This window comes from Streptomyces sp. NPDC014995 (genome assembly GCF_043080745.1).
GTDB lineage: Bacteria > Actinomycetota > Actinomycetes > Streptomycetales > Streptomycetaceae > Streptomyces.
In genome coordinates this window covers 215799-236383 of sequence record NZ_JBIBVX010000010.1, presented here as the reverse complement: position 1 = coordinate 236383, position 20585 = coordinate 215799, and the positions used below count along the sequence as shown (strand labels likewise).

The window sequence follows — 20585 nt, the reverse complement described above, 5'->3', positions numbered from 1 at the left end:
CCGAAGGTGGAAGCTGGTGAAAGCAGGGGCGCGGTCCGCGGCCGTCGGAATCCAGTTACCATCCGCCCAGCTGGAGCTTGTCCCGCAACTGGCCACGGGAGGAGATCCCCAGCTTCGGATAGATCCGGTACAGGTGTGCTCCGATGGTGCGGTGTGAGAGGTAGAGCTGCTGGCCTATCTCCCGGTTGGAGAGCCCCGTCGCGGCCAGCTGCGCGATCTGCAGTTCCTGCGGTGTGAGCAGATCCCAGTCCGCGGGCATGCTCTGCGTGCCACCCTCGCCCGCGGAGCGGAGCTCTTGGCACGCGCGCTCGTGCCAGGGGCGAGTCCCCAGCGAGGCGAAGGACTCCCTGGCGATGCGCAAGGGCACCCGGGACTCCATCACCCGGCGTCTACGCCGCAGCCATGCGCCGTAGGCGAGCAGGAGGCGCGCCCGCGTGAAGGGATCCCGGGACAGGTCCAGATCGAGCGCCGACCGGAACGGTGCCTCGGCGTCCTCGTCGTCTGCCAGGAGGGCGTGCGCGAACCCCAGGTTCGCCCTGATCAGCCGGGCCGTTGTGGTCGCGGCCGATGCGTCGAGCCGGCTGAGGGCGTCGCGCGCCACGGCGCGTTCCTCGTCGCTCACTGCGGCCTCGGCGAGCGTCGTGATCGCGATGGTCTGGAGATAGGGATGGTGCGCGGGGTCCGCGGGGTCGAAGACCCGCCACACGCAGGCGAACGCCTCGGCGTGACGGCCGGCCGCGAGTCCGATCATGCCTCGCGTGATCTGGATGAAGGCGAGGTGGCCGGCATTCGCCCTGGCGAGTCCCTGGCGTTCAGCCTGTGCGTTGGTGGCCTGCGCCGTTTCCAGGTCCCCGAGTACCGCCGAGAACTGGGCCTTCGCGATGAGCGCACCGGTGAGCCAGCGAGGCCGGGCGTTCTCCTCCGAGAGCCGGATGGCCTCCGCCACGCTCGGCAGGCCCGATTCCCAGTCCACGATGTGCGCCGAGGTGTACGACAAGGACACCAAGGTCTGGGCGAGGAGTCCCAGCCGTCCCTGGGCCCGCAGACCGGCCGCCCCCTGACGGAGGAAGCCCGCCGCGTGGTCGTAGCCACCGACCATCGTGGCCACCGTACCGAGCGTGGTGGCGGCGGAGGCGTCGTAGCCGCCCTCCCTCTCCAGGCGCTCGAGCCGCTCGATCACCGTCGCGCCGCGCTCGAGCGGAGTCGCGCCGGCCAGGACGAACAACAGATCTGGGTGCAGCTCCGGCACAGGCAGCCGCTCAGCCGCGGCCACCACACGCTCGCACAGAGCGCGCCCCGGGTTGTCCCACCAGCATCGTGTCGCTGCCGCTCGGAGAAGCCGCAGCGCGAGTTCGGGATCACCGGCGGTCGCCGCCTCCTCCGCCGTGGTGAGGAGGAGGTGCAGCCGAGGGATGCTTTTCGACACATCGATTTCGAGTCCCTCGCCCAGCAGCACCGTGTGTGCCCGCTCCAGCACGTCTGCCGCCAGCGGTGCCGCCAACTGCAGAAGGGCCGCGGCCTGATCCGTCCTGCCGAGGTCGAGGGCCAATTCTGCCGCTTTGAGCAGGCGTTTTACCTTGTGTGAAGGGATTTCGCTGAGTGCGATCGACCGTTCCAGGGCCGCCAGGGCCACGGCCGGCGCGCCTCGCGTCTCTGCTCTGGCGGCTGTCTCGTCCAGTTCCGCGGCGACGGATTCGTCGTGCCGACCGCTGGCCGCGGCCCTGTGCCAGGTCTGACGGTCGGACTGACCGTCCAGGACCGTGGCCAGCGCGCCGTGCGCGGCGAGTCGCTCGGCAAGCGAAGCGGTCTGGAGGACCGCCGACCGCACGAGAGGGTGGCAGAACCGGATCCGGTATTCGTCCGCGGTGACCAGGCCGATCGCCAGCGCGGGGGACAAGGATTCCGGCGAGACGTCGGTGCCCGCCAGTACCGAAGCGGCCGCGAGCACCTCTCCCAGCGCCCCTTCGTCGTCGGAGGCCGTGACGAGCAGCATGCTCCTTGTGTCGGACGGCAGGTCGAGCAGCCTGGATGTGAATGCTTGTTCGAGTCTTGCGGTGAGAGGGATGGCTGAGGAGGTCAGTGCCTCGGCCGGTGCTCCCTGCTCACGTAGCGCGGCAGGCAGTTCGATGAGGGCCAGGGGGTTGCCCGCGGCCGCGTCGAGCACCCGGTGCCGGAGCGGCGGTTCCAGCTGCGGCTCCACGGCATTCAGAAGGGCCCCGGCATCGGTCGTGGTCAGGGGGCGGAGCCGGAGCTCGCGCAGTGCGAGGGCATCCAGGCACGTGGTGTGCCCGTCGCGGATGCCGAAGAGCATCCCCAAGGGTTCGGGCCCGAGCCGTCGGGCGATGAACGCGAGAACGTCCAGGGTCGGCGAGTCGAGCCACTGCGCGTCGTCGATGATCAGCAGCATGGGTGCTTGGCCGGCGGCTTCGCCGAGCAGGTCGAGCGTGGCCAGAGCGATCATGAAGAGCTGCGGTGCACTCCCCGTAGGGGATGGCTCGGCCATTCCAAAGGCCCCCAGCAGCGCTTCCGCCTGAACCGGCGGCAGACCTGGGACTCGGTCCAGCATCGTTCGCGTCAGCTGGTACAGCCCGGCGAAGGGCAGATGGCTTTCGGCCTCCACGCCGGTCGCGGTGAGCACGGTGACTCCCGAGCGCTCGGCCTGGCGCGCGGCCCGTGCAAGGAGCGCGGACTTACCGATGCCGGCAGCACCGCGGACCACGAGCGCCCCGCCTGTCTTGGGCAGTCCATCAATGAGGGCGTCGAGAGCGGTGAACTCCTCGTCTCTGCCGAATAGCTCGTGGTCCGACACCCGATGCCCTCCAGACCCAGTGCATTGATCAGCAAAAAGCATTGTATGTGCGTCAGGGGTGCGGGGGGCCCGAGCGAGAGTGCGGCGTACGCAGAGCCCCCGGCCACAGTCACTTCGCAGTCATCGTGCCGATGCCCCGGGCGCGGACCGGCCCCAGGCTCGGTGGTGAAGTCATTGAAGTTTGAAAGGTAAGAAATATGACGCCAGGCGCACCGCGACTCGATGAACACAGCTTCGCCGGCAACCTCCTCACCACAGACACGGTGCCTGCCCACCGACGACGGGAGTACTGGCGTGATGCCCTGTCCCGGACCTTCGGCGCGGTGGACATGTCCGTCCCCGAAGAGGTGAACTCCGGAACGATCCGCACGGCACCGCTGGGCGGGCTCCAGGTCACCACGGTGGACGGCGATCCCCTCGAAGCCCGGCGCACGCCGCGGCTCATCGCACAGGGCGACGAGGACGAGTACGTGGTCGTGAAGCTTCTGAGCAAGGGTGTTGCCAGACTTGAGCAGGATGCCCGCGACGTGGGCGTACGGCCCGGGGAAGTCTTCATCTACGACATGGCACGGCCGGTTCGGCTGATCCTTCCCGAGTGCTTCCAGACGAAAGCCCTTGTTCTGCCACGGCAGGTTCTGGGGCTGAGCGAATCGGACCTGCGCCAGATCACAGCATCTCCCCTTCGCTCCGACATGGCACTCGGCGGACTGCTGTCCGTCCTTCTGTCCCGGCTCGCGGACACCGCGGGATCGTATCGACCGCACACAGGTGAGCTGCTCGCCCGCAATGTCGTGGACCTGCTGACCGTCCTGGCCGATGAACAACTCGGCAGGATCTCCGAGGGGACACCGAGCGGTGATGCGGCGGTGCTGCTGCGGATCCGGTCGTTCATCGCCCGGCACCTGGCCGATCCCGACCTGACCCCGGAGGTCATCGCCCGGGCCCACCACATCTCCGTGCGCTACCTGCACAAGATCTTTGAGGGCGCGGACACCACGGTCAGTCGCTGGATCCAGAGCCGCCGCCTGGAAGAGTGCCGACGGGATCTGCTTCATCGCGAGGCCGCGAATCGCACCATCGCCGCGGTGGCGCACCGGTGGGGTTTCACCAGTGCCGCCCACTTCAGCCGGGTGTTCCGGGCCGCCTATGGGATGTCCCCCAGCGAGTGGCGCGACACCCACAGACCATAGCCGTGCCCGTCTGGGAATCACCGATCGTGGAAGTCCGCGCCCGGGGCTCTCACGGGCAATACGTCGTACGTTCTACGACAAGCTACTTCCATTGGCGACTTTAGGGTCATTTGCGTAGGCGCTGCCCCCCAAAGAACAGTCGCTGATCGAGGTAAGAAATGACTCAGCCGTTTCCCGGTGCCGCCGATGGCACCTCGGTCACTCACGACGTCGTCGTGCATGTCGTCGTCGCGGAGGAACCGCCGATATCCCTGCCCGCCGAGCTGCGCTACGACAGGACAGACCCCTACGCCGTGTGCCTCTCCCTCGGGGGGACGTCGACCGGCACGGTCGACTGGGTCTTCGCCCGCAGTCTCCTGTCGGAGGGATGGAGCCGACCGGTGGGTGTCGGCGACGTCCTGGTGATACCCCGGCACTGCCGCCATCGGCACTCGGTGCGCATAGTCGTGAGGTCCGCCGCGGGTGCCGCCTTGCTGGACATCGCGGCTTCGGCGGTAGCGGCGTTCTTGGCGCACACCGACAGGGTGGTGCCACCGGGTACGGAGGGACTCCACATCGACCTGGACCGTGTCGTGGCCGAACTCATGGCGGGAAGTGAGTGACGGCCGGCTCGGGGACAACATGCCGCCCCTCGCTGTCGCGAACATGGCGGCAGCGATGCACACTCGGCACGGTCGGCGATACGCGCACCGGTGTCCCTGCGGGGCTGTCCGGATGAACCATGGGCTGCGGTACGCGGGGATGCTGATGGCTTGCGTGCCAGAGGATGGCCGGCGTGTTGTGGCGGCGACGCGGGTCCAGCCGCGGCTGGAGCACGTCACCGGCCCTACGGCCGGTCAAGATGGTCACGGCCGCCGCGCGGACCGTGCGGGCGCTGCTGCAGATCGGGCCGACCGGGTGCGCGTCCCCGCGGCTGTCCGCATCGACTCGTCGTGCCTGCCGCGTCGCATAGGGGGAGCGCCGCCGGGGGACCGGGGGTCACCTGATGTGCCGCCACAGTGCGGCTACGGCTGCGGGTGGCTCGCCGGGTGGGCGTACCACCATCACCTTCCAGCTCGGTGCATGCCGGGCGAACCGGTATGTCGTCAGGTCGGGGAAGCGGGTCGCGATGGACCGGGGCATGATGCAGACGCCCAGGTCGTTGCGGACCAGCTCGGACGCGGCCACGATGTCGTTGACCTCGAACGTGGTTTTGCGGTCGACGCCGGCGGCGCGGAACGCCCGGTCGACCGCGTGGCGGATCGCCCAGCCGGGGCTGAAGTCCACCAAGGGCAGCTCGGCGACGGCATCCGGTTCAATGGTGCCCTCCGGAGTTCTCGCGGCGAGGTCCCGCTGGGGTGAGGCCACCAGCACCATCTCCTCACGGGAGAGCAGGCGGGTCACCAGTCCGCGCTGCTGCTGGCGGTCGAGTGCTACCACCGCCAAGTCCACCGTGCCCTCGCGCAGAGCCTGCCGGATGTCGGCCACCGCCGCCTGACGCAGGTGGACCACCACTGCGGGGTGTTCCGCCCGCAGCGCGGCCAGCGCGTGGTGGAGTCCCGCCCAGACGCCCTGCATCGTGCCGACCGTCACCCGGCCACGCAGCTCACCCGTGGCCGCGGCGACCACCTCGCGCGCCAGTTCGGCAGCGCGCAGCGCTGCTCGTGCGGCAGGTACGAACGCCTCGCCGGCCGGAGTGAGCGCCACACGATGCGTGGTCCGGGTGAACAGGGGGGTTCCAAGCTCACGTTCCAGGGCGCGCACCGTCCCGGAGACTGCGGACTGGACTACGTGCAGACGCTTCGCCGCCGCGGTGAATCCACCCGCGTCCGCCACCGCGACGACGACTTCCATCTGCCGGAGATCCATCATCCGCCTCCTGGTGACGCAGCGCTCCTCCGACCAGGGCACGAGCTTCGTGCATGGTATGTCCACCCTCCAGCTCGGCAAGCGTCTCGGCGTCGCCGTCGATGGCCCGTAGCGTGGTGGGCATCGCTCGGGCCATGTCGGCGTTGCTGAACGGTCCTTCGCGTCCCTCTTGGCCTCACCTGGGTGAAGGTCGGCGATCTGCCGCATCGAAGGCGGATCGCCGACCTCTTGCTCAAAGGCACGCGTTACTCGAAGTCACCGCAGGTGGCCGTCGGCGTCACGGCGTTCGGTGGTCCAGTAGAGGAGTGCCAGGAGGGGCAGGGCTGCGCCCAGGGCGGTGACGGCGTTCCAGCCCTCGGCGTTGTAGATGAGGGAGCCGAGTTGGGAGCCGAGGGCGCCGCCGAGGAAGAAGGTGGCGATGAAGGCGCTGTTGAGGCGGGCTCGGGCGGTGTGGTCGAGCTGGTAAATGGTGTGCTGGCCGAGGATGAGGGTGGCCTGTACGGCCATGTCGATCAGGATCGCGGCCAGGGCGATCAGGACGATGCTGTGCTGGCCGAAGCCGGCGAGCGAGAACGCCACGGCGGCGAGGGCGAGTGCGGCACCGGTCGCGGGCCGTGTCAGCTTGCGGTCGGCCCAGTGCCCGGCGGCCGGGGCGATGGCGGCTCCGGCCGCTCCGACGAGGGCGAAGATGCCGACCCCCACCTCGGAGTAGTGGAACCGGGGCCCGGTGAGGACGTACGAGATGGTCGTCCAGAAAGCGCTGAACGAACCGAACATCGCCGCCTGGTACAGCCCGCGCCGCAGCAGCTCTGGATGGGTGCGCACCAGCTGGACGGTGGAGCGCAGCACGTGGGCATAGGGGATGTTCGTGGTGGGCGCGTGCTGCGGCAGAGCAGCGTGCAGGGCCAGGGCGAGGAGAGCCATGAGCGCGGCGGAGCCGAGGTAGACGACGCGCCAGCCGGCGAGATCGGAGACCAGGCTGCTGAGGGTCCGGGAGAGCAGGATGCCGGTGAGCAGGCCACTCATCACGCGTCCGACGATGCGGCCGCGGGCGTGGTCGGGGGCGAGGCTCGCGGCGAAGGGCACGAGGATCTGCGCGACGACCGACGTTGCGCCGCTGATCAGGGAGGCGGTCAGCAGCAGGGGGAAGTTCGTGGCGAGTCCGGCCGTGACGAGGGCGACCGTGGTGACCGCCAGCAGCACGGTGATCAGGCGGCGCTTCTCCAACCGGTCGCCGAGCGGGACCAGGAAGAGCATGCCGACCACGTAGCCGACCTGGGTGAGGGTGATCAGCCAACCCGCGCCCGTCGTGCTGACGTGGAAGGCGTCACGCAGTGAGGAGAGCAGCGGCTGGGCGTAGTACAGGTTGGCGACGGTCATGCCGGAGGCGACGGCCAGCAGCGCTACCAACCAGCCCGGCACACCATGTGCGGGCTCGGCGCTCGTCCCGTCTCGACGGGAGCTGTGGAGATCGGATGACTGGGACACTGGGACCTTCTTCAGGACGGGGAGCCGGGTCGGGCCGGCTCGGGAGGATGCCTTCGGCGGTCGAGCAGCTCCTGCGCTGCTGTCAGGCGGAACAGCGCTCGGTCAGACTCCCCGGCTTCCCCGTTCCAAGCGATGATCCAAGATGTTGTTTATCTTGATCAGAGATGGACTTGGGACCACGGAATCCGGGGCAGGAATTCGATGTCAGTGAGGAGCGATGGTCCGTCCCCGCCCGTCAGCGCCCTCACCCGGGTCGACCGCCGGCGCCTCGCCCGGGTACCGCACCCGGTCCTTCACCAGCGCCGGCCACTCCCGGCCCGCGACGGCCTCCTGCGTGGAGAGCCCGGCCGGCAGGGTGTACGGAACCGCGGGCAGGTCCGGCAGGTCAGCGGCCGACCAGGCGCCCACGACATCCGGAAACTCCCGGGCCGCCGAGCAGTCCACCCCGCGCAGCACGCCGTGAGCGGCCTCGCTTCTCACACATGCGGCGTCCAGACACCCCGGCACCTTGATGTCCGCGACAAAGCGGCTTCTTCCGTGAGGAGCCGTTCGTCCTCACGCCTCGTCCATTTCGCCAACGATCACACCTCTATGCATCGTGGTTTGCGGGAGTCGACCTTGCGAGAGCCGCACCCACACGTCACGTAGCGCACGCGGGTTCTGTGGCTCATCGCCGTGTTGTCTTTGGGGAACGGCAACGCTGCTCAGTCCAGCTACCGCGACGGTAACCACATGAAGAAGCGACGTAGAAGGGCTGTGCGCGGTCAGGACAGGACCGTGCACTGTCGCACATGCCGGCCCCTGTCAGAGGGCGCAGCCCGGCACGTCGGCGTCGTCGGCCTCCGTACTGCGCTGTGCTGCGGGCAGCGCAGCCGCCTCCCGGCCAGCCCGTCTCACGTCCCTGATCTAGCGGATTCACGCGATGTGCCGACACACGCCCGTTGGCACGGTGTCCAGAAAGCACACCGGCTGAAGGGCGGAGATCATGTCGCCGGAATCATCGACACCGGAACCCGGGAGGCAGCTCTCGGACACCCTCTACACCACGGATTCGGTGCCCCCCGACCAAAGACTGACGTACTGGCGCGCAGCCCTGTCCCAGACGTTCGCCGCAATGGACATTGCCGTCCCGGACGAGATCTGCTCGGGCACCATCCGAACGTCCCGGCTGGGCCATCTGCAGGTCGCCACGGTGCAGGGCGATTCCTTGCGGGCGCGGCGGACTCCGCAGCTGATCGCGCGGAGCAAAGACCAGCACCTGGTCGTAAAGCTTTTGGTCAAAGGCGTCGCCAGAGTCGAGCAGGACGCCCGCGAGGTCCACCTGCATCCCGGGGAGATCGTCTTCTGTGACATGGCACGCCCGCTGCGGATGGAATTCCCCCATCCGTTCCAGACGAAATCCCTTGTCCTACCGCAGTGGCTCCTGGGCCTGGGAGAGTCCGACCTGCAACGGCTCACAGCGACACCCGTCCGCCCCGACACGACGTTGGGCTCACTGCTGTCACCGTTTCTGACCCAGCTCGTGGACACGGCGGCAACGTACCCGTCGGCCACCGGTGAAGTATTGGACCGCCACGTCGTCGACCTCCTCACCGTCCTGGTCGGAGAGCGACTTCACCAGGAGGTAGGTGACACGCCGAGCGGAACCCGGGTACTGCTGCCGCGGATCCAGGTGTTCATCGACCGGCACCTCGCCGATCCGGACCTGACGCCGGACGCCATAGCCCGCGCACACCAGATTTCCGTACGCTACTTGCACAAGCTCTTCCAGACCGAGGACGTCACCGTCAGCCGATGGATCCAGCGCCGTCGGCTGCAGGAGTGCCGACGTGAGCTTGCCCGCCGGGAGGCCGCAGGCCGGACCATCGCCGCAGTGGCTCGCCGGTGGGGTTTCACAAGCGCCGCCCACTTCAGCCGGGTATTCCGGGACGCTTATGGGCTGTCCCCCGCCGAGTGGCGGGACTCTGCGGCGCGAGCGCTTCGTATTCCTCCGTCGCCGAGTTGCGTGTCGGAGGCCGCGGTGGCCTGAGGCGAGGAAGTGTCCGTAGCCAGGTAACGGGGCCCGCAACGTCATCCCGCCCAGCCATGCCAGGGCTCCGCCGGCGGCATGGCTGTCTCACCCTATGTACCGAGTTGTGCACTGAGCTGCCGCTCTTGCCATAGTGGACCCCCGGCTCGTCGTCGGCACCTGCCGGAGCCGTCTTCCGGCACCAGCAGCCGACGCCGAAGGGGCGGAGGTAGCCGTCGGCATGGGATGAGCCCGGCTCCGGCCGGCGAGTGCGGACTGGGAGTGGCACGAGTGGCGAGGTCAGGCGGATCGCTGTCCCGAAGCGGTCTGCGCGGCCGAGAGGTCGAGCTCGAAGAGCTGCAGACGCTGATCGCCTCGGTGGTCCGCACCGGAAGCGGCGCGCTGACCCTGATCCGGGGCGAACCGGGCATCGGCAAGACCACGCTGCTCGCCGAGGCCGTCACCAGAGCCAGGTCAGCGGGATTCTCGGTCGGCCTCGGCAAGGCCGATGAGCTGCATCACATCGTGCCGCTCTCATCGCTGGCGGCCTGCGTCCTGCACGGTGATCAGCCACTGCTGTCCGGCGATGCCTTTGCCGATCTCGCGCGCAATCATGATCAGCGGATCTGGCTGGTGGAGCGCCTCGCGGAAGCGATCGAAGCCAGATCAGGCAGCGTGCCGGTGCTGATCGCCCTGGACGACGTGCAATGGGCCGATTCGCTGAGCATGTTCGCCCTGAAGCAGCTGCCGACCCGCTTGCGGACTTCGCCGGTGCTGTGGATGCTGACCGGGCGACAGGGCCTCCCTGGGCCGGCGGAGGAGATCGTCGCGGCTGCGCAGGACGAACTCCCCACGGTCACCGTGCCCTTGGGCCCACTGTCCGGCGCGGCCATCGGCCAAGTGGTCGGCGACACACTGGGGGCGGCCGTCGACGAGCGGGTACGGGAACTGCTCGAAGGAGCCGGCGGGAACCCGTTCCTGGCAGTCGAGATGCTCGCCGGGCTACGGACTGCCGGCGGCTCGGGTGAGTCCGTTCCTCCGGGGCTCGTGGTGGGTGTGCGCGGCAGACTCAGGTCCCTGCGGACGGACACATTGCGCTTCCTTCAGATGGGAGCGGTGTTCGGACGCAGGTTCGGCTTCCACGACGCCGCCGCGCTCTGCGGCCAACCGTCCGCCACGTTGATCGAGGCGCTCGACGAGGCGGTGCGCGCCGGACTCCTGGACGACGACGGCGACCATCTTGTCTTCCGGCACGATCTGCTGCGCCAGGCGGTCTATGTGGACATCCCGCCTTCGGCCCGGAAAGCTCTGCACCGAGAGGCTGCCAACCACCTTGTGGCCGCGGGCCATCAGCCGATCGACGCGGTGTCGCACATCCTCAGGGGCGCCCTGCCGGGGGACGAGGAAGCGGTGGCCCTGTTGCGGCGAGCCGCTGACGACGTACTGCCGGTCACGCCGGGCCTCGCGGCCGACCTCATGACGCGCGCCCTGGAGTTGGTGCCGGCCACGCGGCCGTTGAGGTTCGACGTGGGGGAGCAGGCGATCGTCTGCCTGACGCGGACCGGCAGGAATCGAGACGCGCTGTCGGTCGGCGACCAACTGCTGGCCGGCCGACCGCCCCTGGAGGCGTTCGGCCGGCTGCAGGCCGTCCTCGGAGGGCCGCTGTGGAACCTGGATCTCGCCGACGAGTTGCGCCGCCGGGCCGAAACGGCCCTCTCGATCGGGGGCGCCGCCCGGGAGGTCGAGGCGCGGCTGGCCGCCCTGCGCGCACTGGCCCTGTCCCGGAGCCACGATCTGGTCGCTGCGAGTGAGGCGGGCGAGAACGCGCTGCGTGCCGCCATCGCGGTCGGCGACCGGGAGGCGCACGTCCTTTCCCTGTTCGGGCTCGGCGAGATCGCGCTCAACGCGGGTGAGAACGCCACCGCGCTGGAGCGCTTCACCGCGCTCAGCGCGGTCGATTCCGCTTTCCTTCCCGAGGAGATCGTCGCGTACCAGCACTTGGACGACTTCGAGTCCGGCGAACGGCTGCTCCTGAGGGCGGCAGACGATGCCGGATCGCACCGTGAGGCGATGCTGCTGTGGGCGCAGGGTCAGCAGCATCTGGGGCTGGGCAGGCTCGACGACGCCGAAGCGGCCTTCGTGACCATGGAGCGCCTGGAAGACGACGTACAGGTACCCGTCCAGCAGCTGAACGCTCGCGTGATCCGCTCCCGGATCGCCCTTCTGCGCGGCGACCGGGAAGCGGCGTGGCAGCACCTGGCCGCAGCGCAGGAAAGACTGGTGAACAAACCGAACCCGGGCAACACGGCCGCGGTCCGCTTTCTGGAAGCGGTGCTCGCCGAGGGCGACGGGGACATCGGGCTTGCCGTCGAGAAGATCCGGCAGGTGCAGCAGGAAGGTTCCTTCATGCGCTGGCGGCTGCTGCGCACCTGGGTCGATTCCGCGATACGTATGGCCCTGCGCGGCGAGGACCACGGGCTCGCCGAGGACCTGGCCGCACAGGCCGAAGCCCACGCCGCCCGCAACCCGGCCGTACCCACCGCCACGGGTATCGCGGCGCAGGCCCTCGGGCTCGTGAAGAACGATCTCGCCCTACTGGAACGCTCCGTCGCCCTGCTCGAGGCAAGCCCTCGCCCGCTGGTCAGGGCCGCCGCCGGCGCCGACTTCGGGCAGGCACTCCTTGCAGCGGGCCGGAAACCTCAGGCAGTGGCCGCCCTGACCGATGCCCATGCCATGTTCGCCGCGTCAGGCGCGCACGCCGCAGCGGCACGCATACAGCGCGATCTGAACGGTGCGGGGGCCGGCAGCCGAAAGGCAGCGAGAAGACAACGCCCCGTCCAGGGATGGGAGGCGCTGACGACCTCGGAGAAGAAGGTCGCGCGCCTCATCGCCGCGGGCCACACCAACCGGTCGGCCGCCGACTTGCTCGTCGTCTCCCCGCATACGGTCAACACTCACCTGACGTCCGCCTTCCGGAAACTGTCGATCAACTCCCGCGTGCAGCTTGCCCACATGGTGATGGCCTTGCGCGACGACTGAGCGGACTTGTTGGTGCATTCACGCGATGCGAGTCGTTCCGGAGTGAGCTTGGCTGGGGGGCCAAGCTCACTCGGAGGCCACCAGCATGCACGGACCTACCCCCGTACCGGTGATGATCGTGCTCGTTCACGGAGCGTTCGCCGGCACCTCGTCCTGGGCGGGGGTCATCAGCCTCCTTCACGCCGCCGGACTGACGGTGCGCGCCCTGGCGAACCCGTTACGCGGCCTGGCGCACGACGCCGCCTTCATCCGGAGCGTGGTGCGCCAGATCGAGGTCCCGGTCGTGCTCGTCGGCCACGGCTACGGTGGCGCGGTCATCACCCATGCCGCCACCGACGCCGACAACGTCGTGGCGTTGTGCTACGTCGCGGCGTTCGGCCTGGATGCCGGAGAGTGCGTCCTGGACATCACGAGCCGCTTCGCCCCCATGCCGGTGACCGACGCGACCTTGACCGCCGCTTTACCCACCCGGTTTTCCGCCGGCTCGGAAAGCGAGCTGTACATCCGTAAGGAACGGTTCCCGCAGGTGTACGGCGCGGACCTGCCGCCGCACATGAACCATGTGTTGGCCGTGACGCAACGCCCGATCGCCCGGAGCGCGCTGACCGGTAGATCGGGCCGGCCGGCATGGGCCTCCAAGCCGTCCTGGTATGGCATCGCGGCGGCCGACCGGATGCTCAACCCCACCGCTCAGCGCTTCATGGCACAGCGCATGGCGGCCATCGAATACCTGCTGGACGGTTCGCACGCCGTTGTGCTGTCGCAGCCCGGCGCGGTGGCAGCGATGATCCGGGAAGCCGCCGAACAGAGCACGGGGCGCGGCGACGGGCTTCGAGAATCCTCGTGAGCGGATGAGGGGGCAACCGCGGAGTCTCTCCGGGGACTGCGTCCTCCCCGAGTCGCTGTGCGGCGGGACGGCCACCGTCGAGCAGCGCAATGGCCGCAGCAGCCCTGTCCTCGCACCTCACCTGGGTAAACGCTGGGCTTGACGTTCACCGGCAGACGCTGCTGTAGACCGTTTTGTAACCAGCCCGGACGCTTTGGTCCTCTTCCATGCGCTTACTCTGACCGAGTCGTCACGGGACCTCGGATTCGTCCCTCACCTCCCGAGATGGACATTCAGTCACAGACGCCAATCGGGAACAGGCACCACCATGATCTCTCCGGTCAGACCGCCGGCGCGGCGGATCGCCGCCCTCTTCGGATCCGTCGCTCTGGCACTGGCTGCCACCGGGTGCGATAGCGGAACCGGCAACGGATCCGCCACAGGCAAGGTGACCTCCATCACCGCGCTCGACTATTACACCGACACAGCCGAACACGCCCAATGGGGTGAGCGGCTCACCGCCTGCGGCAAGACCGCCGGCGTAAAGGTCGAGCACAGAAGCGTTCCGGGGGCGTCGCTCGTCCCCAAGGTCCTGCAGCAGGCATCGTCGCGAACCCTTCCCGACCTGTTGATGCTGGACAACCCCGACATGCAGCAGATCGCACAGACCGGCGCGCTGACCCCGCTGGACCAGTACGGCATCGACTCCGGCGGCTTCGCCAAGGGCATCCTGTCGGCCGGCACCTACAAGGGGAAGGTGTACGGACTGGCGCCCACCGTCAGCACGATCGCCCTCACCTACAACAAGGACATGCTCGCCGAGGCCGGTGTCGCCGTGCCGAGGACCTGGGACGAGCTGAAGGCGGCGGCGGCCAAGCTGACCCGCCCGGGGCGCTACGGCATGGCGGTCGACGCAAACGCCACGTTCGAGGGCACTTGGCAGTTCCTGCCGTTCCTGTGGTCCAACGGCGGGGACGAGAAGCAGCTGGACACCCCGCAGGCCGCGCAGGCACTCCAGCTGTGGGTCGACCTGGTCAAGAGCGGATCCATGTCGAAGTCGGTACTGAACTGGACCCAGGCCGATGTCCACGACCAGTTCGTCGCCGGCAAGGCAGCCATGATGGTCAACGGTCCCTGGCGGATCTCCGACCTGAACAAGGACAAGAACCTGCACTGGGGTGTGGCCCCCATCCCCGTCCGTCAGGAGGGGCAGACCCTTGTCACACCGCTCGGCGGTGAGGTGTGGACGGTTCCGCAGACCGCTTCCAAGGCTCGGCAGAAGAAGGCCGCCGAGGTACTCGCCTGCCTGAACAACCCCACGAACATGCTCGCCGTGGCCAAGCAGTACTTCACCGTGCCGTCCCGCGCCGCGGTCGCGTCCCGGTATGCCGAGCAGGTCCCCTCGATGGCTGCCTTCATCAAAAGCGTTGGGAGCGCCCGAGCCCGTACCGGCGAACTCGGCGTCAAGTGGCCCAAAGCGGCGACCGGGATATACACCGCCATCCAGGCCGCGCTGACGGGCGAGCAGACACCGGAGGAAGCACTCAAGCATGCGCAGCAGATCGCGACCGGTTCCTGACCGGTCCCCGATCCTCCGGAGCAGCGGACAGGAAGACGGTGCCGTCGCCGCGGGGACATCCGCCAACGGTTCGGCGCAAAAGGAGGAGGGCGAGGCCGCTCACCGCAGGGACCGGGCCCGCTTCTGGGAGCCGATCGCCCAGTGGATGTTCATCGTGCCCGCCGTGGCGTACCTGCTGCTGTTCTTCGGTTACCCGATCGTCGAGAACGTCGTGATGAGCTTCCAGCAGTACACGACCACGACGTTCTACACCGGTGCCGCGCGCTTCGTGGGGCTGCAGAACTACGCGAAGATCCTGTCGTCGGACCTGTTCTCCAAGGCCCTGCTGACGACGGTCCTGTTCACCGCTGGTTCGATCATCGGGCAGTTCGTGCTCGGCTTGGCCTTTGCCCTTTTCTTCCAACGCCGCTTCCCGCTCGGCGGCGTTCTGCGGTCGCTCCTGTTGCTGCCGTGGCTGCTGCCGCTGGTCGTCTCCGCGACGACGTGGAGGTGGATGCTCGACACCGACACCGGAGTCGTCAATGACGCGCTGCGCGGCCTCCACCTCCTGTCGTCCGGCATTCCCTGGCTCACCGGCACCTCAGAGGCGCTCGTGTCGGTGATCCTCATCAACATCTGGGTGGGCATCCCCTTCAACACCACGATTCTGTACGCCGGCCTGCAGGACATCCCGGTCCATCTGTACGAGGCGGCGAAGCTGGACGGCGCCGGCCCGGTGGCCTTGTTCCGCCATGTCACCTGGCCGCTGCTGCGCCCCGTGGTGAACGTCGTGCTGGTGCTGGGGGTGGTCTACACGGTCAAAGTGCTGGACCTCATCCTCGTAGTGACGGGCGGAGGACCGGCCAACGCCACGGAGACCCTCGCCACCCAGTCCTACGAGCTGTCCTTTCAGCAGTTCGAGTTCGGGCGCGGCGCCGCGATGAGCAACGTACTCATCGCCATCTCGCTCGCTTTCGCCTTCGTCTATCTGCGCGCCCACCGGCGCGCCCAGCACACCTGAGGGGGATCCCGTGAAGTGCGCACCGAACCGTCGCTGGCCGTCCACGATCGTCGGGATCGTCCTGCTCGCGGTGATGCTGTTTCCCGTCTACTGGATGGTGAACGCCTCCCTGCAGCCGGCGGGCAACACACTGCAGGGGGGCTGGTTCCCCTTCCACCCGGACTTCAGCGGTTACGCCACGGCACTGCGCGACCAGGGACGCAACCTCGTCACCAGTCTCCTCGTGGCCCTCGGCAGCGTCGCGCTCAGCCTCGGGCTTGCCGCGCCGGCGGCCTACGCGCTGGCCCACCTCCCCATCCGGGGAACCAGCTTCGTGCTCTTCGGCGTCCTGATCACCCAGATGGTGCCGGGAATTGTCGTGGCCAACGCGCTCTACAGCGCCTACAACGACCTGGGACTGCTGAACTCCTACGTCGGACTGATCCTCGCCGACTCCACCGCCGGGGTCCCCTTCGCCATCATCATCCTGCGGTCGTTCATGCAGGGCATTCCCAGGGAGATCATCGAGGCCGCACGCATGGACGGCGCCGGGAGGCTGCGCACGTTCCGCTCCGTAGTGCTCCCGGTGAGCGCGAACTCGTTGATCACTGCCGCCCTCTTCACCTTCCTCTTCACCTGGAGCGACTTCCTCTTCGCCCTCACGCTGACCACAACGGAGAACGTCCAGCCGATCACCCTCGGCATTTACGAATACATCGGCGCTCACACCAACCAGTGGAACGCCATCATGGCCACCGCGGTTCTGGCGTCCGCCCCGGCGGCTGTGCTGCTCGTGGTCGCTCAGCGCCACGTCGCCGCCGGGGCCACCAGTGGTGCCATCAAGTGAGGGGCGGCGGCCCCGTATCCGGCAGCCTGTCGAAGACCGCATCGGCTGCATCATCGACGGTCGGCCGGTCCAGCGGCGCCGCCCCGGAGAATGGTGCTCAGGTGCGGACCAGGGGAGTGTCCACCAGGTGTTCGGCCAGGAACCAGGCTTGCAGCTCGCCGGTGCGGATCACCTGTGAGACCAGGAGGTCGTTGGTGCCGTCGTCGCCCAGCTCGGCGGTCCGTGAAGCCGCGTCATGGGCCTGCGTCAGGATGGTCTCGTGGGCCTCGAGCAACCGCGAGAGCATGGCCGGGACTTCCTCCACGCCGTCGGGCGGGCGCGGAATCGACGTGATCTCCGCGACGTGCCGGGGATCCCCCACGGCGACCCCGCCCAGGGTCTGGACCCGCTCGGCGATCGTGTCGACGAGTTCCAGCTGTTCTCCCGCGTGCTTGTCCAGGAGGAGATGTAGTTGGTAGAAGGTCGCGCCACGCAGGAGCCAGTGGTGCTTCTTGTACAGGCCGTAGAGGATCTGGGTGTCCGCGAGGACCTTGTTCAGGCGCTGGCAGGAGTACATGCGCGCGTCGTGCGACAGCCCGAGCGGGAACTGCTTGACGGTCCCGAACTCCTGGATGATCGCGCCCTTCTGATGCAGCCAGGGTTGGCTGCTCGTGGGCTTGGAACTGGTGGTCATGGCGCGCCTCCTGGTGCCGTGCTGTGGGTACGTCGGCGACGCTAGGCCCCGGAGCCGAAGGAGAGTTGCCCACCAGCGCATGCGGCGGTGCCCGTGAGTGCACCGACAGCACGGTCCGTCCCAGGTGTTCACTCTCGGGCCTACAGCCGTGCGCTCAGGGACTCGGGACGCCGTCCCACAGCCTTAACGTCGGTGCCGGCGGTCGGGGCCGAGATCAGGGTCTTCCTGGGTGCCCTCGCCGGAGCCGCCTCGCCGGTGCGGACCTTCACGCCCCTGCTCGGCGCCGAAGTCGTCCTCGAGCCGCATGCGGCGCTCACGCTGTCCGTGGACCCCCCGCTTCGAGCATGGCGTCCTCGTCGACCACGGGCGCATCCGCGTGGCCGACGCCCCGTTGAGTCCGGGGGAGTTGGGCTATGTCCACCCCGGGACCGGCGCGCTGACGCTGTCGAACGAGTCCGACTACGCGGCTCGGGCGGTCCTGCCCGGCGGAACCCCGTTCGAGGAGGAGATCGTGATGTGGTGGAACTTCATCGGCCGCAGCCACGAGGACATCGTCCAGGCCCGCGAGGCCTGGCAGAACTCCTCCGATCGCTTCGGAGCGGTCGACGGATACCCGGGGGAGCGTCTTGCCGCGCCGGTCCTGCCGAACGCCGTCATCACGCCGCGCAGGAACCCACCGCGGCACTGAATCTTCCCTGAAAGTCACACCGCTCCTGAAAGGCACCCAATGAGCCAGTCCTCCACCGCTCCGATCGTCGAGCGGGTAGACGCAAGGCACCGTTACGAAATCCTCGTCGACGGCGAGCGCGCGGGCCTGACCGCGTACCGCGACCACGATGACCAGCGGGTCTTCTACCACACGGAAATCGACGAGGCCCATGCCGGGCAGGGCCTGGCCGCGCAGCTGGTCCAGCAGGCGCTCACCGATGTCCGCGACCTGGGGAAGCGGATCGTCCCCGTGTGCCCTTACGTGGCCAAGTACCTGAAGAAACATGACGAGTTCGCCGACATCACCGACCCGGTGACGCCCGACATACTGCGGTGGCTGGACGCGGAACTGGGCTGACAGCGCCATCGGCGGCGGGCCGGTGCGCTGCCGGACCGATCTCGTGCGCGGACGGTCAATCGCCCCCTCTGCCTCCTCACTAGCGTGATCGGGACGAACCGCGGTCCGCTCGTGCCACCGCACGACCGAGGCCGCCGCGGTGCTGGGATCCGAGGAGTGCCATGGCCAAGCAGACCATCGCGGAACAGTACGTCGACCTCATGGCCCGCGCCGGCGTGCGCCGCATGTACGGCGTGGTCGGGGACAGCCTGAACCCGGTCGTCGACGCGGTCAGACGACACGACGCCGTGGAGTGGATCCAGGTCCGCCACGAGGAGGTCGCGGCCTTCGCCGCCGGTGCCGAAGCTCAGCTCACCGGCCGGCTCGCCGCCTGCGCCGGCTCCTGCGGACCGGGCAACCTCCACCTGATCAACGGTCTGTACGACGCCCACCGCTCCATGGCGCCGGTGGTGGCGCTGGCCGCCCAGATACCCAGCGGAGAGATCGGCACCGGATACTTCCAGGAGACCCACCCCGACCGGCTGTTCGCGGAATGCAGCCACTACTCGGAACTGATCTCCTCGCCCCGTCAGATGCCACGCGTGGTGCAGACCGCGATCCAGCACGCCGTCGGCCGGCGCGGCGTGTCCGTCGTGTCCCTCTCCGGCGACACCGCCGCCCAGGACTCTCCCGACGCGGCCGCCGAACTCGCCATGCCGATGGACCTCCCCGCCATCCGCCCCAGCGACCAGGAAATCGCCCGGCTGACGCGGCTGGTGGACTCCGCCGAACGCGTCATGGTGTTCTGCGGCCGAGGCGTCGCCGGCGCCCACGCCGAGGTGATGGCCTTCGCCGAGAAGGTCAAGGCACCGGTCGGACACGCGCTGCGGGGCAAGGAACACATCCAGTACGACAATCCGTACGACGTCGGCATGTCCGGCCTGCTCGGCTATGGGGCGGCGTACGAGGCCATGCACGAGTGCGACCTGCTTCTGCTTCTCGGAACGGACTTCCCGTACACGGACTTCCTGCCGCAGCATGTGCGGACGGTGCAGGTCGACGTCCAGCCCGAGCGGCTCGGGCGGCGTACTCGACTCGACCTCGCCGTCTGGGGAGACGTGCGCGAGACACTGAGGTGCCTCACCCCGGCGGTGCGGGAGAAGTCGACGCGTCGGTTCCTCGACCGCATGCTGGAGCGGCACGCCCACGTACTCGAAGGCACCGTGAGCGCCTACACGCGCAACGTCGAGAAGCACACTCCGATCCACCCCGAGTACGTGGCCTCGGTTCTCGACGAAGAAGCCGCCGACGACGCGGTCTTCACCGTCGACACCGGGATGTGCTGTGTGTGGGCGGCCCGCTACCTGACGCCGAACGGCCGGCGCCGCATCCTCGGCTCGTTCGTGCACGGCTCGATGGCCAACGCGCTGCCGCAGGCCATCGGCGCGCAGTTCCTCGACCGCGGGCGGCAGGTCGTCTCCCTCTCCGGCGACGGCGGATTCTCCATGCTCATGGGCGACTTCCTCACGCTCGTCCAGTACGACCTGCCGGTGAAAGTGGTGGTCTTCAACAACTCCTCGCTGGGCATGGTCGACCTGGAGATGCTGGTCGACGGCCTGCCCCCGCACGGCACGACCTACGCGCACACCGACTACGCCGCCATCGCCGCGGCGGCGGGCGCACGCGGCATCCGGGTGGAGAAGCCCACCGAGGTACGCGACGCGCTGCGCGAGGCCTTCGCCCATGACGGGCCCGCGCTGGTCGACGTCGTCACCGACCCCGCCGCGCTGGCTGTTCCGCCGAAGATCACGGCCGATCAGATCAGCGGCTTCGCCCTGTCGGCGAGCAGGACAATCCTGACCGGCGGCGTCGGACGCATGGTTCATCTGGCACGGGCCAACCTGCGCAACATTCCGCGACCCTGAGCGCGACACAGCCTTTCGCACATCGCGGGACTTCTCACCGGAGTGCTGTCGCTGTGGCGAGGACCGGTCGCCGCAGGGACCGCTCCGGAAGTACGAAACACACGGCGTTCGGAGCGCTGGGCTCTGGAAAGCCGCTGAGCCGGTGCGGCGCGTTCGATGCTCGCCGCGAACAGCGGTGTCTCGCGCCCGCTGCGGTTGCCGGATGCCGTGGTGGGCGGCGGCACGCAAGCGATGCCAGGCGCGGTCCCGCCCGGCTGCTCGCCAAGAAGCGCATGCGGTGCTGTCCAGTGGCGCACGGCTGGTGCCGCCTAGGGCCTGTCCGGCGGATC

15 protein-coding genes and 1 pseudogene are annotated in these 20585 nt (G+C 68.6%); 11 read left to right on the top strand and 5 right to left on the bottom strand.

From position 1 onward, the window contains the following. Window positions 1-55: 55 nt before the first annotated feature. On the bottom strand, window positions 56-2809 hold the full coding sequence (locus ACF1A1_RS21550) for a helix-turn-helix transcriptional regulator (RefSeq protein WP_392001895.1): 2754 nt from the start codon (window positions 2807-2809) through the stop codon (window positions 56-58). 197 nt (window positions 2810-3006) lie between these two features. Here ACF1A1_RS21550 and ACF1A1_RS21545 point away from each other — a divergent pair, with 197 nt between their 5' ends. Both ACF1A1_RS21545 and ACF1A1_RS21540 read left to right on the top strand, forming a co-directional pair. After that, window positions 3007-3999, top strand: coding sequence for a helix-turn-helix domain-containing protein (locus ACF1A1_RS21545; RefSeq protein ID WP_392001893.1), 993 nt, complete (start codon window positions 3007-3009; stop codon window positions 3997-3999). 158 nt (window positions 4000-4157) lie between these two features. Beyond that, window positions 4158-4601 (top strand): SsgA family sporulation/cell division regulator, encoded by a 444-nt coding sequence (locus ACF1A1_RS21540; protein WP_392001892.1) that lies wholly within the window; start codon window positions 4158-4160, stop codon window positions 4599-4601. 376 nt (window positions 4602-4977) lie between these two features. On the opposite strand, the gene ACF1A1_RS21535 is transcribed toward ACF1A1_RS21540, so the two are convergent. The 3 genes from ACF1A1_RS21535 to ACF1A1_RS21525 all read right to left on the bottom strand — a co-directional run bounded on the left by ACF1A1_RS21535 (window position 4978) and on the right by ACF1A1_RS21525 (window position 7815). Next, entirely contained in the window at window positions 4978-5850 is an 873-nt protein-coding gene (locus ACF1A1_RS21535; protein WP_392001890.1) for a LysR family transcriptional regulator, read from the bottom strand. Between the two features lie 252 nt (window positions 5851-6102). Then, the gene (locus ACF1A1_RS21530; RefSeq protein WP_392002017.1) at window positions 6103-7269 is read right to left on the bottom strand and encodes an MFS transporter; all 1167 of its coding nucleotides are present in this window, start codon (window positions 7267-7269) and stop codon (window positions 6103-6105) included. Window positions 7270-7539: 270 nt separating this feature from the next. Beyond that, complete coding sequence (locus tag ACF1A1_RS21525; protein WP_392001888.1) at window positions 7540-7815, bottom strand: hypothetical protein; 276 nt, start codon at window positions 7813-7815, stop codon at window positions 7540-7542. A 505-nt stretch (window positions 7816-8320) separates the two neighbouring features. Here ACF1A1_RS21525 and ACF1A1_RS21520 point away from each other — a divergent pair. From ACF1A1_RS21520 to ACF1A1_RS21495, 6 genes are all read left to right on the top strand, one after another. Then, window positions 8321-9364: a helix-turn-helix domain-containing protein gene (locus ACF1A1_RS21520; RefSeq protein ID WP_392001886.1), complete on the top strand. Its 1044-nt coding sequence runs from the start codon at window positions 8321-8323 to the stop codon at window positions 9362-9364. A 270-nt stretch (window positions 9365-9634) separates the two neighbouring features. Then, the gene (locus ACF1A1_RS21515) at window positions 9635-12382 is read left to right on the top strand and encodes an AAA family ATPase (protein ID WP_392001884.1); all 2748 of its coding nucleotides are present in this window, start codon (window positions 9635-9637) and stop codon (window positions 12380-12382) included. Between the two features lie 112 nt (window positions 12383-12494). Next, a complete protein-coding gene (locus tag ACF1A1_RS21510) occupies window positions 12495-13229 on the top strand; it encodes an alpha/beta hydrolase (protein WP_392002016.1) in 735 nt (244 codons plus the stop codon). 427 nt (window positions 13230-13656) lie between these two features. Then, a complete protein-coding gene (locus ACF1A1_RS21505) occupies window positions 13657-14787 on the top strand; it encodes an ABC transporter substrate-binding protein (protein WP_392001882.1) in 1131 nt (376 codons plus the stop codon). Between the two features lie 145 nt (window positions 14788-14932). Further along, window positions 14933-15787, top strand: a complete 855-nt coding sequence (locus tag ACF1A1_RS21500) for a carbohydrate ABC transporter permease (protein ID WP_392002014.1) — start codon at window positions 14933-14935, stop codon at window positions 15785-15787. A 73-nt stretch (window positions 15788-15860) separates the two neighbouring features. After that, window positions 15861-16613: a carbohydrate ABC transporter permease gene (locus ACF1A1_RS21495; protein ID WP_392002013.1), complete on the top strand. Its 753-nt coding sequence runs from the start codon at window positions 15861-15863 to the stop codon at window positions 16611-16613. Window positions 16614-16710: 97 nt separating this feature from the next. Here ACF1A1_RS21495 and ACF1A1_RS21490 read toward each other — a convergent pair whose 3' ends face one another. After that, window positions 16711-17286, bottom strand: coding sequence for a Dps family protein (locus ACF1A1_RS21490; RefSeq protein WP_392001881.1), 576 nt, complete (start codon window positions 17284-17286; stop codon window positions 16711-16713). Window positions 17287-17490: 204 nt separating this feature from the next. Between ACF1A1_RS21490 and ACF1A1_RS21485 the strand changes: the two are divergent. The 3 genes and pseudogenes from ACF1A1_RS21485 to ACF1A1_RS21475 all read left to right on the top strand — a co-directional run. After that, window positions 17491-17974: pseudogene (locus ACF1A1_RS21485) on the top strand (pirin family protein); the annotation flags it as partial. A 39-nt stretch (window positions 17975-18013) separates the two neighbouring features. Then, a complete protein-coding gene (locus ACF1A1_RS21480; RefSeq protein WP_392001880.1) occupies window positions 18014-18352 on the top strand; it encodes a GNAT family N-acetyltransferase in 339 nt (112 codons plus the stop codon). Window positions 18353-18513: 161 nt separating this feature from the next. Continuing rightward, window positions 18514-20256 carry a pyruvate dehydrogenase gene (locus tag ACF1A1_RS21475; RefSeq protein WP_392001879.1) on the top strand — a complete coding sequence of 581 codons (1743 nt, stop codon included), beginning with the start codon at window positions 18514-18516 and terminating at the stop codon, window positions 20254-20256. Window positions 20257-20585 lie beyond the last annotated feature (329 nt).